Consider the following 14,674-nt stretch of genomic DNA (forward strand, 5'->3'; position numbering starts at 1 on the left):
TTTGCTACAAGGAGGAACGTAGAAGAACGGCTTTCGGTCCAGCGCTGCCGCCCCAATCGCTGGCGCATTAGTGAAGCGAAAACAAGCCCTTAGTCGCGGACGCTACGGATATTTCGCATTGATCGAAATCAAGCCGCTCAGATTCCCCGATTTCGGGGAGCGACGGCGGTCAAGATTCAGACCCGGGTGAGCACGCCCGACATCAGGATCGGGCCGGTCGGCCTCCCCGTGCGCGAGCCGCCGACAGGCTCGATCGACACCGCCAGCGTATCGCCGACCCCCACCCCGGCGGTCGAGCCGACCAGCGACCGGCCTTCCGGCGACAGCAGCCCGAGCGGACGCGGCACCTTGTCCGCGCCGATCGACCACAGTTCCGCGCTTCGGTTCGGCGGCAGGATGGGCGCGGCGGTGAGCCGCAGCGAACCGTCGCGCCGTGCCAGCCATGCCGCGACGGGTGCCTGGTCGCTCGCCCGCGACGGGACGAGGACCGCGATCATCGGCGCGGGGTCGGCGGCGGCGCGCATCGGGCCGGCGACGGGCGCGGATGGTCGCGGCAGGACCGACACCGCCGTCAGCGACGCGGCCAGCGCGCCGCTCGCCAGCCCGCCGGCGAACCACCGCCACGCGCGCGACCGCGGGACCGCGGGCGCGCGCGCGGCGTCGTCGATGCGGGGCAGCAGGTCGACGGCGGGGTCCACCGCCGGATAATCCTCCACCAGATCGCTGAACCGCTCGCGCCACACGGCGACCTCGCGCGCGAAGTCCGGATCGGACGCGACGCGGCGCAGCGCCGCCGCGCGCTCATCCGCCTCCAGCAGCCCGAGCGCCAGTTCGGCGGCCTGGACGGAGGGATCGGACGGATCGGGTTCAGCAGTCATCGGTCATGTACTTGCGCAATTGCAGGAGCCCGCGCCGCACCCTGCTTTTCATGGTCGCCAGCGGCACGCCGGCGCGCGCCGCGAGTTCCGGATAGGTCGCCCCGTCCAGAAACGCGCTGCGGATCGCGTCGCGCGCTAGGTCATCCAGCATCTCCAGACAATGGTGCATGTGATGCGCCTCCTCGCCCGCGACCATCGCCGCGTCGGCCAGCGGCGCGTCGTCGGGCGGCTCGGGCGTCGCGGGCGGCTCAGTGTCCGGTGCATGAGCCAGGGGCGCGCGATGCGCGCGTCGCCAGTCGATCGCCCTGTTGCGCGCGATCGCCGCCAGCCAGGTGATCGGGCTGGAGCGCAGCGGCTCGAAGCTGGCCGCGCGGCGCCAGATGATGATGTAGACTTCCTGCAGCACGTCCTCGGCCGCCTGCCGGTCCCCGCAGATGCGCAGACAGATGCCGAAGAGTTTGGGGGACGTCAGCCGGTACACCGCGCGGAACGCGGTCGTATCCCGCAGGCCGGTCGCCAGCAGCGCGGCGACCAGCGTATCGCGTTGCTCCTGCCGTAGCGACGGGGCTGAGATGACGCCGACTCCCTCTTCTATCCCGCGCCAGGTCGAAACTTTATTTTTCGCGACTGCATCCGCGGTATCCCGGCAGCCGTAACTTCAGACGTTCGCGGGCGGGCAGACGTTCCGACCGCAAGCGTACACAAGGGAGGAGCCGAGTGGCCATGGATCAGGATTTGGTCGTCGACGCATTCGATGCGCGCGTGCAGCGCCGGCAGGGCCGACGCGCATTCTTCACCGCCGCGCTGGGCGCCGCCACCGCCGGTGCCGCCTTCGCGTTCAGCGATCCCGCCAAGGCGCAGTCCACCCTCAGCGACGCCGACGTGCTCAACTTCGCGCTGAACCTGGAGTATCTGGAGGCGCAATTCTATCTGTACGCCGTCAACGGCACCGGGCTGCCCGCGACGCTGACCGCCAGCGGCAGCGGCGCGGCGGGCGGCACCGTCACCGGCGGCGCCCCGGTGAATTTCGGCACCGACACGCTGGTGCAGGCCTATGCCCGCGAGATCGCCGCCGACGAGCAGGCGCACGTCGCCTTCCTGCGCCGGGCGCTGGGCAATTCGGCGGTGGCGATGCCCAACATCAACATCTCCGGGGACGCGAGCGGCCCCTTCACGGCGGCGGCGCGGACCGCGCGCGTCGTCGGCCCGAACGACACCTTCAACCCCTATGCCGATGCCAACAGCTTCCTGCTGGGCGCCTTCATCTTCGAGGACGTCGGCGTCACCGCGTATAAGGGCGCGGCACCGCTGATCCAGGACAAGACCTTCCTGGAGGCGGCGGCCGGAATCCTGGCGGTGGAGGCCTATCACGCCGCGATCGTGCGCACGACGCTCTACGCCCGCGGGGTCGAGGCGCTGGTCGATGCGACGGAGCTGATCTCCGACGCGCGCGATACGCTGGACGGCAACCCGACGCAGGACCTGATCCGCGGCATCGGCCCCAATGACGACGAGGGCATCCGCCCGTCCGGCAGCGGCGATACGCTGCGCTCGAACATCGCGCCGCTCAACGCCAATGGCCTGGCCTACAGCCGGACCCCGGGGCAGGTGCTCAACATCGTCTATCTGACGACCGCGACCACGACCATGGGCGGCTTCTTCCCCAATGGCGTCAACGGCACCATCCGCTCGACCACCTGAGCGCGCGCGCCCGCCGACGCCATCCATCCGACGCCTCGTTTTTTCAGGGATGTATCCCATGATCGATCATCGCCAAGCACTCGACATCCTCGCTGCCTCCGATGCGCGCCGCGCGGCGCGACGACAGTTCCTGAAGGTCGCCGGCGGCGGCACGCTGGCGCTGGGGAGCGCGACGCTGCTCGCCGGCTGTTTCGACTCGGAGGGCGACGATGCCCCCCGCCCCACCCCGACGCCGACACCGACACCCGCCGCGGTGACCGACGTCGACATCCTCAACCTCGCGCTCAACCTGGAATATCTGGAGGCGCAATATTACGCCTATGCCGTCTCCGGCGCGGGGCTGCCCGCCAACCTTACCGCCAGCGGCAGCGGCACCGCGGGCGGCACGGTGACCGGCGGCGCCCCGGTCAACTTCCGCAACGATCCGCTGGTCGGCGCCTATGCGCGCGAGATCGCGGCGGACGAACTCGCCCATGTCGTCTTCCTGCGCCAGGCCCTGGGCGGGTCGGCGATCGCGATGCCCAACATCAACATCTCGGGCGACGCCAGCGGCGCCTTCACCGCGGCGGCGCGCGCGGCCGGCGTGGTGCAGGCGAACGAAACGTTCAATCCCTATTCCTCGCCGGAGAACTTCCTGCTGGGCGCCTATCTGTTCGAGGATGTCGGCGTCACCGCGTACAAGGGGGCGGCGCCGCTGCTGAGCAGCAAGCTCTTCCTGGAGGCCGCCGCGGGCATCCTGGCGGCGGAGGCCTATCACGCCGGGCTGGTGCGCACGGTGCTGTATGCCAAGGGGGTCGCGACCCCGGCGCTCATCACCGCGGCGGGGCGCATTTCCGACGCACGCGACCAGCTCGACCAGGGCGGCGATACCGACGAGGGCCTGACCAGCGCATCGGGTGGCGCCAATCTGGTGCCCGCCAATGCGGACGCCATCGCCTACAGCCGCAACAGCCAGCAGGTGCACAATATCGTCTATCTGAACACCACCGGCGCGAACCGCACCGGCGGCGGCTTCTTCCCCAACGGCACCAACAACGGCAACCCGACGCTGCGGGTCGGGCTGCCCTGACGCCGCGTAGCGACACGCACAGGACGATGTGGCGGAGGGGCGCAGCCAGCCCCCTCCGCCAAAGCCAGATAACAGGGAGATATACCGATGAAGACGCTCGTGATCGCAGCCGGCGCGCTGTCGCTCCTCCACGCCCTTCCCGCCGCGGCGCAGGATGACGGCGGGTTCAACGGCCTCTATGTCGGCGCCGCCGGCGGCTATGACGTGCAGGGCAACGACGGCGGATCGCGCGTGCTGTTCGACCGCAATCTGGACGGGCGGTTCGGCGACGTCGTACGCACCGGATCGGGCGCGGACGCCTTCTCGCCCGGTTTCTGCAACGGCGCGGCGGCGAACCAGCTGAGCCCCGGCGCGGGCGGCGTCTGCACCAACGACAAGGACGACTGGGCCTATTACGGGCGCGTCGGGCTCGATACGCAGCGCGGCGCGCTGGTGGTGGGCGTGGTGGGTGAGTTCGGCACCACCGACATCACCGACTCGGTGACCGCCTTCTCCAGCACGCCCGCGAGCTATGTCTTCCGCCGCGGGATCGACTGGGAGGCCGGGATCCGCGCGCGGGCGGGCTTCACGCCCAATGACACCACCTTGTTCTACGGCACGTTCGGTCCCGGCTATGCGCGGATCGACCGGGCGTTCGGATCGACCAACACGACCAACACCTTCACCGGACGCGGCAAGCGCGAGCAGTTCGGCTATCAGGCCGGCGGCGGCATCGAGCAGCGCATCGGCAATTTCTCGATCGGGCTGGAATATCTGTACCACCAGTATCGCGACGACGAATATGTCGTCCGCGCCGCGGGACCCGCCGGTACGCCCTTCACCAACGCGAACAACGGCGGCACCGCCACCGGCACCGATTTCATCCGCTCGGACGACAAGTTCCGCTGGCATTCGATGCGCGCCACGGTGGCGTTCCGCTTCTGATCGTCGGCTGGGCGCGGAAGGGGCGAGCGCACCGCGCGCAGCGTGGCGCGGATGTCACGCGCCCCCCCAGCGCCCGAGCCGGCGATCCGCCGCGGTGTGGAGACGCCCACGCTCGCGGTCCTGTCCGTGTTACGGTGACGCAGCGGATGCGCGGGGTCGCGCCGGTTGAAACGCGCCGCCTTTGCGGTCAGATCGGCGGATGCCCAGCACCGAACGCTCCATCGTCCGCACCACCCCCCGCCGCCTGACCGACAAGGGCGCCGCCACGCGTGAGCGCATCCTGGCCGCGACGGTCGAGCGGATCGTCGAATCCGGCTTCGCGGCGATGACGATCGAGAGCGTGATGGCCCGCGCCGGGCTGTCGCGCGGGTCGGTGCTGCACCAGTTTCCGACGCGGCTGGACCTGGCAATCGCCACCGCGGATCGGACGATGCACGCGGTGATGGAGGCGGCGCGCGCGCTGACCGCCCGGATCGACGATCCGTTCGAGCGGCTGGCGGGCTATGGCCAGATCGTGTGGGACACGCATGCCATGCCGGAGGGGCTGGCGCTGACCGACATCCTCCAGGCCGCGCGCTGGGATGCCGAACTGCTGACCGCGATTCAGCCGCTGACCGCGCAGGTCGAGGAGGAGGTGGCGACCGAATTGCGCGCGCTCGCCACCGCGGGCGGGCTGGCCGATCCCGAGGCGATGGTCGCGCGCGGCTGGCTGCTGCTGTCGAGCGCGCGCGGCCTCATCATCGAGCACCGGCTGGGCAGCAACCGCGCGGTCATCAACGCCGCGATCGAGGAGATGAAGAGCAGCCACCGGCGCTATTGCGAGACCCACCGCAGAAATTAGTCAAATTTGATTGGTCTTCGTTGACTAATATTGGAATCGGTGCTGTATCGGCGCGGAGCCGGGCACCCGTGAGCGCATCGGCCGATCAGGAGAGGATCGATGCCGATGGCATGTTCGAGAGCGTTGTCGCGCGCCGGTGCGGCGTGGTGCGTGCTGGCCGCGGCCCCCGCGGTCGCCCAGAACGCCCCCCCGGCGGACGCCGCCGCAACGGCACCCGAGGCGGACGGCGCGAGCGCCAGCGACATCATCGTCACCGCGCAGCGCCGCGCGCAGTCGGTCAATTCGGTGCCGATGTCGATCACCGCGATCGGCGGCGACCAGCTGGCGGCGCAGGGCATCTCCAGCACCGCCGACCTGGTGAAGCTGGTCCCCGGCCTCACCTTCACGCAGAGCCAGGTGTCGACCCCGGTCTACACGCTGCGCGGCGTCGGCTTCTACGAATCGACCCTTTCCGCCTCGCCCGCGGTCAGCATCTATGTCGACGAAGTGCCGCTGCCGTTCGCGATCCTGACCGAGGGCGCGAGCCTCGACATCGGGCGCGTCGAGGTGCTGAAGGGGCCACAGGGCACGCTCTACGGCCAGAACGCCACCGGCGGCGCGATCAACTACATCTCCGCCAAGCCCGGCGACGCCTTCGCCGCCGGGGCGGATGCCAGCCTGGGCCGCTTCGGCGCGTTCGATGTCTCCGGCTTCGTCAGCGGGCCGATCACCGATACGCTGGGCGCACGGATCAGCCTGAAGACCGAGCAGGGCGGAACGTGGCAGCGCAACTACCTGCGCGACGATACGCTGGGCGCCGCGCGGCGCGTGTCGGGCCGCGCGATCTTCGTCTGGCGTCCGCTCGACGCGCTCACGCTGACCGCGAACCTGAACGCCTGGTCGGACACGTCGGACGTGCAGGCGCCGCAGCTGATCGCGCACACGCCGTACAATCCGGCCAACGCCTATGCCCGCGTCCTCGCGGTGCCGCTGGCGCCCGCCGATGCGCGCGCCGCGAACTGGAGCCAGGACTGGCCGATGCGCCGCGACGACCATTTCTACCAGGGGTCGCTGCGCGCCGATTGGGAGTTGTCGGACAGCGTCAAGCTGACCTCGATCTCGTCATGGCTGCGGTTCCGGACCAATTCGTACCAGGATCTCGACGCGACGCAGTTCCGCCAGCTCGACAGCAACACGCCGGGGCATATCCGCAGCTTCTACCAGGAGCTGCGGCTGACCGGCACGACCGGCGCGGCGCGCTGGATCCTGGGCGCCAATTACGAGCGCGACCGTGCGCGCGAGAGCCAGATCCTGCGCACCGACGACCTCAGCAGCAACGTCATCATTCCGGGCCTGCCGATCCTGACCCGCTCCGGCGTGTTCACGGAACAGTCGGTCAGGAGCTATGCCGGCTACGCCAATCTGGAATACGACCTGACCTCGCGGCTGACCGCGCAGGGCGGCGTGCGCTACACCCGCAACATCCGCGACTTCCAGGGGTGCGGATACGATGCGGACGGGACGACCTATCTGTCGTTCAACGTACTGACGCAGCTGTTCACCGGCGCGCCGCCGCTGACGCCGATCCCGGCGGGCGGCTGCCTGACCTTCAGCCCGACGTTCCAGCCCGGGCTCGTCACCGACCGGCTGTCGCAGGACAATGTGTCGTGGCGCGGCGGGCTGACCTATACGTTCGACAATCGCGCGATCGTCTATGCCAACGTCTCCAAGGGGTGGAAGGCGGGCGGCTTCCCCACGGTGCCGGCATCGTCCTTCACCGGCTTCCTGCCGGCGACGCAGGAGTCGCTGCTCGCCTACGAGGCCGGGTTCAAGCTGCCGCTGGCCGACCGCACCGTGCAGCTGAACGGCGCGGGCTTCTACTACGACTATCGCAACAAACAGGTGCGCGGGCGCATCCTCGACCCGATCTTCGGGTTGCTGGAGAAGCTGGTCAACATCCCCAAGTCCGAGCTCTACGGCGCGGAGGCGGCGGTCGTGTGGACCCCGCGCGGCACCGGGCTGACCGCCAACGTGTCGGGCACCTGGGTGAAGAGCCGGATCATCGACTTCACCGGCTATAACGGCACCGGCGCGTTCGGCAGCTATGCCGGATCGGCCTTCCCCTTCACCCCGGAATGGCAGGTGCTGGGCGACCTGCAATATCAATGGTCGCTGGATGAACGGTGGAAGGCGACGGTCGGCGGCAACGTCAATTACAACAGCGCCACCAACTCCACCTTCGGCGATCCCGCGATCCTGGCGATCAACGCGCGCACGCTGGTCGACCTGCGCGCGGGGGTGGAGACGCAGGACGGCACGTTGCGCGCGCAACTGTGGGGCCGCAACGTGTTCAACACATACTATTGGAACACGACGTTCCAGGCGGACACGGTGTGGCGGATGGCCGGGCGACCCGCGACCTACGGCATCACGGTCGGCTGGCGATACTGACCCGGCGAACCACGCCGTAAGGGAGAGGATCGATGATGCGGTTCAAGGGCAAGGTAGCGATCGTGACCGGCGGCGGGTCGGGCATCGGGGCGGCGTTCGCGCGGCGCGTGCATGGCGAGGGGGCGGCGGTGATGATCGCCGACCTGGACGTCGAGCGCGGCGGCGCGCTGGCGGCGGAACTGGGGGAGCGCACCGCGTTCCGCCACGCCGACGTGGCCGATCCCGCGGCGATGGACGCACTTGCGGCCGATACCGCGGCGGCGTTCGGCGGCATCGACATCCTCTACAACAATGCCGGGATCGGCTGTTACGGCCTGACCCCGGACCTGCCGGTCGAGCAGTGGCGCCGCGTGATCGCGGTCAACCTGGATGCGGTATTCTATGGCTGTCGCGCGGTGATCCCGCACCTGAGGGCGCGCGGCGGCGGTGCGATCGTCAACACCGCCTCCGCCAGCGGGATGCGCGCCGACTACGGCTTCACCGCGTACAATGCGGCGAAGGCGGGGGTCATCAACTATACCCGCAGTCTCGCGATCGACCACGCGCGCGACAACATCCGCGCCAATGCGGTATGCCCCGGCCCGGTCGACACGCCGATCCTGACCACCGGCGTCGATGCCATCCCTGGCCTGCGTGCCGAATGGGAGCAGGTGGTGCCCGCGGGCCGCTTCGCCCGCGCGGAGGAAATCGCCGCGGTTGCCGCCTTCCTGGCGAGCGACGACGCGAGCGCGGTGACCGGCGCCGCGATCCCGGTCGACGGCGGGCTGACCGCGCACACCGGCCAGCCCGACCTGCGCGCGCGCATGGACGCCGCCGCGGCCCGGCAACATGATGGAGGAGAGCGACCATGACGACGGAAAATTCCACGGAGACCCCGCGCTTCCGGATCTACCGCGCCGCCGATGCGCCCGACTATAGCGAGACGTCGTGCATGGAGGTGGTCGGCATGACCGACATCATCGCCGACGGCATCGCGCGCGCGGGCAAGGCGGGCGATCACGAGGGCAATGTCGTCAAGCTGCTCTTCGCGATGCCGGGGATGAGCCTGACCTACGCCTGGTTCAAGAGCGGCTTCCCGCTGCCGTTGCACAGCCACAATGCCGACTGCCTGTACTACATCATCGCCGGCACGCTGAAGCTGGGCACCGAGGACCTGGGCGCGGGCGACGGCTTCTTCGTCGGGCGCGACGTGCCGTACAACTACAAGCCCGGCGCGCAGGGCGTGGAGGTGCTGGAATTCCGCACCGCCGACACGTTCGACATCCGCTTCCTGGGCAAGACCACCGCCTTCTGGGACAAGACCGTCGCCGCGCTGGAGGCGGAGCGTCCGAACTGGGCCGCGCAGCGCCCGCCGCACGAACTGGTCGGCGTCAAGTGAGCGCGACGATGCGCGCGCTGGTGCGGCGCGGGCCCTCGCTCCGGGTCGCCGACGTGCCCGACGCCACGCCCGCCGCCGGTCAGGTCGTGGCGCGCACGCTGGCGTGCGGGATCTGCGGGTCGGACCTGCACGCGGTCGATCATCTGGAGCACGGCGTCGCGATCGGGCTGCGGTCGGGCGCGGCGGACACGATCGATCCGTCGTGCGACCTCGTCATGGGGCACGAATTCTGCGCCGAGATCCTGGATCACGGCCCCGGCACCGACCGGCGGCTGAAGGCCGGCACGCGCGTCGTCTCCACCCCCTTCGCCTTCGGTCCCCTCGGCCCCGAGCTGATCGGCTTCTCCACCCGCTATCGCGGCGCCTTCGCGGAGCGCGTGGTCCTGACCGAGGCGCTGCTGCTGCCCGTCCCCAACGGCCTGTCGGCGGAGGCCGCCGCGCTGACCGAGCCGCTGTCGGTCGGCACGCATGCGGTCGCGGTCGCCGCACCCACCGCGCGGTCGGTCGCGCTGGTCGTCGGCTGCGGCCCGATCGGGCTGGCGGTGATCGTCGCGCTGAAGCGCCGCGGCATCGGTCCGGTGATCGCGGCGGACTTCTCGCCGGCGCGGCGCGCGCGTGCGGAGCGGCTGGGCGCGGACATCGTGGTCGACCCCGCCGTCACCTCGCCCCACGCGTCGTGGGAGGCGCATGACGTCCCCGCCACGCTCGCCGCGCTGGGCCCCGCACAGCTGGCGGGACGGTCCCTGCGCGACGCGATCGTCTTCGAATGCGTCGGCGTGCCGGGGATGCTCCAGTCGCTGATCGAGAGCGCACCCCCGATGGCGCATGTCGTCGTGGTCGGCGCATGCCAGGAGGACGACCGCATCCTGCCCGTCATCGCGATCAACAAGCAGCTGCGCTTCAGCTTCGTGTTCGCCTACTCGCCGGACGAGTTCGCGGAGACGCTGGGGGCGCTGGCGGACGGGGCGATCGATGCCGACGCCTTCCTGACCGGCACCGTTTCGCTGGACGAGGCGCCCGCCGCCTTCCGCCGCCTCGCCACGCCGGCGGATCAGGTGAAGGTCGTGGTGCGGCCATGGCAGTAGCGACACTTACCAAGGCGCAGTCCGCGGGCATCACATTGGGCGTGGTGCTATTGATCGTCGGCTTCCTGCTGATCGGCGCGTGGCTGGCGCTGGCGCCGCTCTACGCCGGCTTCCTGCTGCTGTGGTATTTCGGCAGCGTCGACGTGCTGGACGCGAAGGCGCTGCCCGCGCTGGCCATCGGCGCCGTCGCGGGCACGCTGACCGCATGGCTGCTCCAGGCCGGCGTGGCACGGGCGGGCGCGATCGGCGCGGTGCCGGCGCTGACCGTCATCGTCGCCGCGATCTTCTGCCAGCTCCTCGGCCGGCTGCCGATCGCGATCAACCGCGCCTACATGCTCTACGTCACGGTCATGGCCGCGCCGCTGCTGCAACGGCAGGAGCGGTTCGACCACGTGCTGCTGACGATCGCGGTCGCGACGCTCTATTTCGGCGGCGCGGTGATGCTCGGGCGGCACCTGATGGCGCGACGTCGCTTGGTGACGGCATGACCCGCAGCGTGGGGCTTCATCTGACCCAGCCGCTCCACCGCGCGCTGCGCGAGGGGGCCGATACGGTCGCGACGATCGACGGCACCCGCGTGCACGACTGGAGCGAGGCGGTCGGGCGGGTCCGGCGCGCGGCGGACGTGCTGCGTCACCGCGGCGTGTCGCCCGGCGACCGCGTCGCGCTGCTCGCGCCCAACGGCGACATCTTCGTCGACCTGCTGTTCGGCACCGCCTGGGCCGGGGGCGTGCTGGTCCCGATCAACACGCGCTGGTCGGCCGCGGAGATCGCGCATGCGCTGACAGACAGCGCGCCGCGCCTACTGGTGATCGATCGCGGCTTCCTGCCGCTGCTCCCCGCGATCCGGGCGATCGTGACCGACATGCCCGACGTCATCCTGGCGGGCGAGGATTGGGACGCGCTGATCGCGCGGGCACACGAGGCGCCCGAGCACCTGCGCCACGGCGACGACCTCGCCGCCTTGCTCTACACCGGCGGCACCACCGGCGCGTCGAAGGGCGTGATGCTGTCGCACCGCGCGCTCCTCACCTATGCGATGTGCCTGGCCGGCTCGGGCGAGAGCGCGCCGGGGGCGTGCATGCTGCACACCGCGCCGCTGTTCCACGTCGGCGCGCTGTCCGGGCTGCTGGCCAGCCTGCTCAACCGGGCGCGCCACGTCTTCCTGCCGGCGTTCGAGGCGGGCGCGGTGATCGCGGCGATCGCGCAGCATCGCGTCACCGACCTGTTCCTGGTGCCGACGATGTTGCAGGCGCTGCTCGACCACCCCAGCTTCGCCGCGCGCGACCTGTCCTGCGTCGAGCGCGTCTATTACGGCGCCGCGCCGATCGCGCCCGCGCTGATGGACCGCGCCATCGCCGCGATGCCGCGCGTCGGCTTTGTCCAGGGGTACGGCATGACGGAGACGTCGGGCTCGGTCGCGCTGCTCACGCCGGCGGACCACCGCCACCCCGCGCGCGTCCGCTCCAACGGGCGCGCGGTAATGGCGGTCGAGGTGGCGATCGTCGACACCGCCGGGTGCGAACTGGCGCCGGGTGGACGCGGCGAGATCGTGGTGCGCGGCGACGCGGTAATGTCCGGCTATTGGAACCGCCCGGAGGAGACCGCCTCGGCGCTGCGCGGCGGCTGGATGCACACCGGCGACGTCGGCTGGATGGATGCGGACGGCTATGTCCATGTCGTCGACCGGCTGAAGGACATAATCCTGACCGGCGGCGAGAACGTCTTCTCGATCGAGGTCGAGGGCGCCCTGTCCAGCCACCCCGCGGTCGCGCAATGCGCCGTCGTCGGGCGCCCCGACGATCATTGGGGCGAGACGGTCCATGCCGTCGTCGTGCTGCGGGACGCCGCCACCGCCGACGACCTCATCGCGCACTGCCGCGAGCGGATCGCGCGCTACAAATGCCCGCGCAGCATCGCCTTTCGCGACACCATGCCGCTCTCGGCCGCGGGCAAGATCCTGAAGGGCGTGCTGCGCGACGAGGTGGCGCGCCGCTGAGCGCTACGGCGCTCTCCCACAGCCATGACGGCGGATTCAGCCGTCCGCGCGGCGGCGTCCATCCGGCGGCTCCGATCCGGACGACCGCACGATAGCGCCGGCGGGCGCGGAAAGTGACGAAACACTGCTCAGACGGCGTCGGCCGCCAGCGACTTGCGCATGCGCATCATCGGGACGCCCACGCCGCCGGCGTTCGCGACCACCTGCTCCACCGGCACGTAGCCAGCGACCCGGTACAGACGTTCGCCGCTGAGCGTGGCCATCAACTCGACGCCGGCGAACCCGGCCTGCGCCGCGGCCTCCTCGCATCCCCGCAGGATCAGCCGCCCCACCCCCTGCCGTGCAAAGGCGGGGTCGGTGTACATCGCCCGGATCCTGGCGGGATCGCGCGCCGGGTCCAGCAATGCGGGATCGCGCAGCGCGGTGCTGTGATCCCCGCCGTACAGCGTCGCGCGCCTGCTCCAGCCGCCGCAGCCCGCGATTGTGCCGTCGCGCTCCGCGACCAGATAGGTGCCGTCCCGGACCAGCTGCGTGTCCAGCCCCATGACCGCGTGGCTGGCGGCGATCTGCGCGGGCGACAGCAGCCCGGCCTGCAACGCGTCGATCGCGCGGGTCATCAGCGCCTCCAGCGCGGGCAGATCGTCCGTCGTCGCCCATCGCGTGCGCCATATGCTGCCTGTCGCGGTCGTCATGTCACATCCACTGCGTCGTTGCGGTCCGCGGTCGCGGATACGCGCTCTTTGGAAGACCGCAAACCTTCGCTAGGACAGGAAAAAACCGTCTCGGGGGGATCATCGTGCGTCATCTGGCTACTGCCCTTCTCGCCTGTGTGGCGGCCCTTCCCGCGACCGCGCAACCGCGCGACTATGTGGCGGATCATCAGGGCGCGATCCTGGCCGAATACGTCACGCTGCTGGCCATCCCCAACGTCGCGTCGGACACGCCCGACATCCGCCGCAACGCCGCGTGGCTGATGGCGAAGATGCGCGGGCAAGGGCTGTCGCCGCGCCTGCTCGAAGGGCCGGACGCGACGGTGCCCCCCGCCGTCTATGGCGAGTGGATCGTGCCCGGCGCGTCGCGCACCTACGTGCTCTATGCGCATTACGACGGTCAGCCCGTCACCCCCGCGGACTGGACCTCGACCAGGCCGTTCGAGCCGCGGCTGTACACCGACCGCCTGGATCGCGGCGGAAAGCCGGTCGTGGAACTGCCGACGACGCTCGACCCCGAATGGCGGCTGTACGGTCGCTCCGCCTCGGACGACAAGGCGGGGGTGATGGCGATCCTGACCGCGATCGACGCGCTCAAGGCGCAGGGGAAGCGGCCGGCGTTCAACCTCAAGATCGTCTTCGAGGGGGAGGAGGAAGCCGGCTCGCCGCATCTCGCCGCCATCCTCGACCGCCACCGCACGCTCCTGGCGTCCGACGGCTGGATCATCTTCGACGGGCCGGAGAACCAGTCCGAGGCGAAGCAGGTGGTGCTGGGCGTCCGCGGCGTCGTGGGCGTCAACCTGACCGTCTACGGCCCCGCGCGCCCGCTCCACAGCGGGCATTACGGCAATTGGGCGCCCAACCCGGCGATGCAGCTGGCACAGCTCCTCGCCTCGATGAAGGACCGATCGGGGCGGGTGACGATCAAGGGTTTCTACGACGACGTCACCCCGCTCACCCCGGCGGAGCGCGCGATGATCGACGCGGTGCCGAACACCGATGCCAGGCTGAAGCGCGATCTGGGCCTCGCCACCTCCGATGGCGGGGGCCGCCCGGTCGCGGCGATGACGCAGCTGCCGTCGCTCAGCGTCACCGGGCTGCGCAGTGCCGATGTGGGGGACAAGGCGCGCAACGTGATCCCCGCGAGCGCGACCGCGGCGCTCGACATGCGGCTGGTCGCGGGGAACGACCACCAGCGCCAGTACGACCGGCTGGTGGCGCACATCCGCGCGCAGGGCTTCTTCGTCGTCGATCACGCTCCGACGCCGGAGGAGCGGCGCGCGCACGGGCCGATCGCCTTCGTCAGCAAGGTGGGGGGCTATAACGCGGAGCGTACCGCGCTCGACCATCCGCTGGCGACGGCGGTCATCCGCGCGGTCAGGCGCCGCCACGCCGACGCGATCGTGCTGCCCTCGATCGGCGGCAGCCTGCCGCTGTACGTCCTGCGCGATACGCTCGCCGCGCCCAGCGTGACGGTGGCGCTCGCCAATCACGACAACAACCAGCATGCCGAGGACGAGAACCTTCGCCTGCGCAGCCTGTGGGACGCGATCCGGGTCGCCGAGTCGATCATGACGCTGGAACGCTAGGCCCGATCCCGGAGCGCCCTCTCCCGAACCGCGTCCCGGCGGTGGATGCGCGCAATGGCGACGGAGACCG

The 14,674-nt window shown here is 70.4% G+C and carries 14 protein-coding genes; 11 read left to right on the forward strand and 3 right to left on the reverse strand.

Annotated elements, in window-relative coordinates; translation table 11 throughout:
• Positions 1 to 176: 176 nt before the first annotated feature.
• Both PGN23_RS00185 and PGN23_RS00190 read right to left on the reverse strand, forming a co-directional pair.
• Positions 177 to 878 (reverse strand): anti-sigma factor, encoded by a 702-nt coding sequence (locus tag PGN23_RS00185; protein ID WP_335300769.1) that lies wholly within the window; start codon positions 876 to 878, stop codon positions 177 to 179.
• Positions 868 to 1,452, reverse strand: a complete 585-nt coding sequence (locus tag PGN23_RS00190) for a sigma-70 family RNA polymerase sigma factor (protein WP_443019733.1) — start codon at positions 1,450 to 1,452, stop codon at positions 868 to 870. Before PGN23_RS00190 ends, PGN23_RS00185 begins: the two co-directional genes overlap by 11 nt.
• 149 nt (positions 1,453 to 1,601) lie before the next feature.
• Between PGN23_RS00190 and PGN23_RS00195 the strand changes: the two genes are divergently transcribed.
• From PGN23_RS00195 to PGN23_RS00240, 10 genes are all read left to right on the forward strand, one after another.
• A complete protein-coding gene (locus PGN23_RS00195) occupies positions 1,602 to 2,579 on the forward strand; it encodes a ferritin-like domain-containing protein (RefSeq protein WP_335300771.1) in 978 nt (325 codons plus the stop codon).
• Between the two features lie 58 nt (positions 2,580 to 2,637).
• Positions 2,638 to 3,648 (forward strand): ferritin-like domain-containing protein, encoded by a 1,011-nt coding sequence (locus PGN23_RS00200; protein ID WP_335300772.1) that lies wholly within the window; start codon positions 2,638 to 2,640, stop codon positions 3,646 to 3,648.
• Positions 3,649 to 3,735: 87 nt separating this feature from the next.
• Entirely contained in the window at positions 3,736 to 4,572 is an 837-nt protein-coding gene (locus PGN23_RS00205; protein ID WP_335300773.1) for an outer membrane protein, read from the forward strand.
• A 199-nt stretch (positions 4,573 to 4,771) separates the two neighbouring features.
• Positions 4,772 to 5,413, forward strand: a complete 642-nt coding sequence (locus PGN23_RS00210) for a TetR/AcrR family transcriptional regulator (RefSeq protein ID WP_335300774.1) — start codon at positions 4,772 to 4,774, stop codon at positions 5,411 to 5,413.
• Between the two features lie 105 nt (positions 5,414 to 5,518).
• Positions 5,519 to 7,843 (forward strand): TonB-dependent receptor, encoded by a 2,325-nt coding sequence (locus PGN23_RS00215; protein WP_335300775.1) that lies wholly within the window; start codon positions 5,519 to 5,521, stop codon positions 7,841 to 7,843.
• A gap of 32 nt (positions 7,844 to 7,875) precedes the next feature.
• Positions 7,876 to 8,694: an SDR family NAD(P)-dependent oxidoreductase gene (locus tag PGN23_RS00220; RefSeq protein WP_335300776.1), complete on the forward strand. Its 819-nt coding sequence runs from the start codon at positions 7,876 to 7,878 to the stop codon at positions 8,692 to 8,694.
• Positions 8,691 to 9,221, forward strand: a complete 531-nt coding sequence (locus PGN23_RS00225) for a cupin domain-containing protein (RefSeq protein WP_335300777.1) — start codon at positions 8,691 to 8,693, stop codon at positions 9,219 to 9,221. The genes PGN23_RS00220 and PGN23_RS00225 overlap by 4 nt, the downstream gene beginning before the upstream one ends.
• The gene (locus tag PGN23_RS00230; RefSeq protein WP_335300778.1) at positions 9,218 to 10,306 is read left to right on the forward strand and encodes a zinc-binding dehydrogenase; all 1,089 of its coding nucleotides are present in this window, start codon (positions 9,218 to 9,220) and stop codon (positions 10,304 to 10,306) included. The genes PGN23_RS00225 and PGN23_RS00230 overlap by 4 nt, the downstream gene beginning before the upstream one ends.
• Positions 10,297 to 10,794, forward strand: coding sequence for a hypothetical protein (locus tag PGN23_RS00235; RefSeq protein ID WP_335300779.1), 498 nt, complete (start codon positions 10,297 to 10,299; stop codon positions 10,792 to 10,794). The genes PGN23_RS00230 and PGN23_RS00235 overlap by 10 nt, the downstream gene beginning before the upstream one ends.
• Positions 10,791 to 12,305 (forward strand): AMP-binding protein, encoded by a 1,515-nt coding sequence (locus PGN23_RS00240; protein WP_335300780.1) that lies wholly within the window; start codon positions 10,791 to 10,793, stop codon positions 12,303 to 12,305. The genes PGN23_RS00235 and PGN23_RS00240 overlap by 4 nt, the downstream gene beginning before the upstream one ends.
• 128 nt (positions 12,306 to 12,433) lie before the next feature.
• Here the strand turns inward: PGN23_RS00240 and PGN23_RS00245 are convergent, their stop codons facing one another.
• A complete protein-coding gene (locus PGN23_RS00245) occupies positions 12,434 to 12,997 on the reverse strand; it encodes a GNAT family N-acetyltransferase (protein WP_335300781.1) in 564 nt (187 codons plus the stop codon).
• Positions 12,998 to 13,101: 104 nt separating this feature from the next.
• Here PGN23_RS00245 and PGN23_RS00250 point away from each other — a divergent pair, with 104 nt between their 5' ends.
• Positions 13,102 to 14,604, forward strand: a complete 1,503-nt coding sequence (locus PGN23_RS00250; protein ID WP_335300782.1) for a M20/M25/M40 family metallo-hydrolase — start codon at positions 13,102 to 13,104, stop codon at positions 14,602 to 14,604.
• Positions 14,605 to 14,674 lie beyond the last annotated feature (70 nt).

The organism is Sphingomonas adhaesiva (assembly GCF_036946125.1).
Lineage (GTDB): Bacteria > Pseudomonadota > Alphaproteobacteria > Sphingomonadales > Sphingomonadaceae > Sphingomonas > Sphingomonas adhaesiva_A.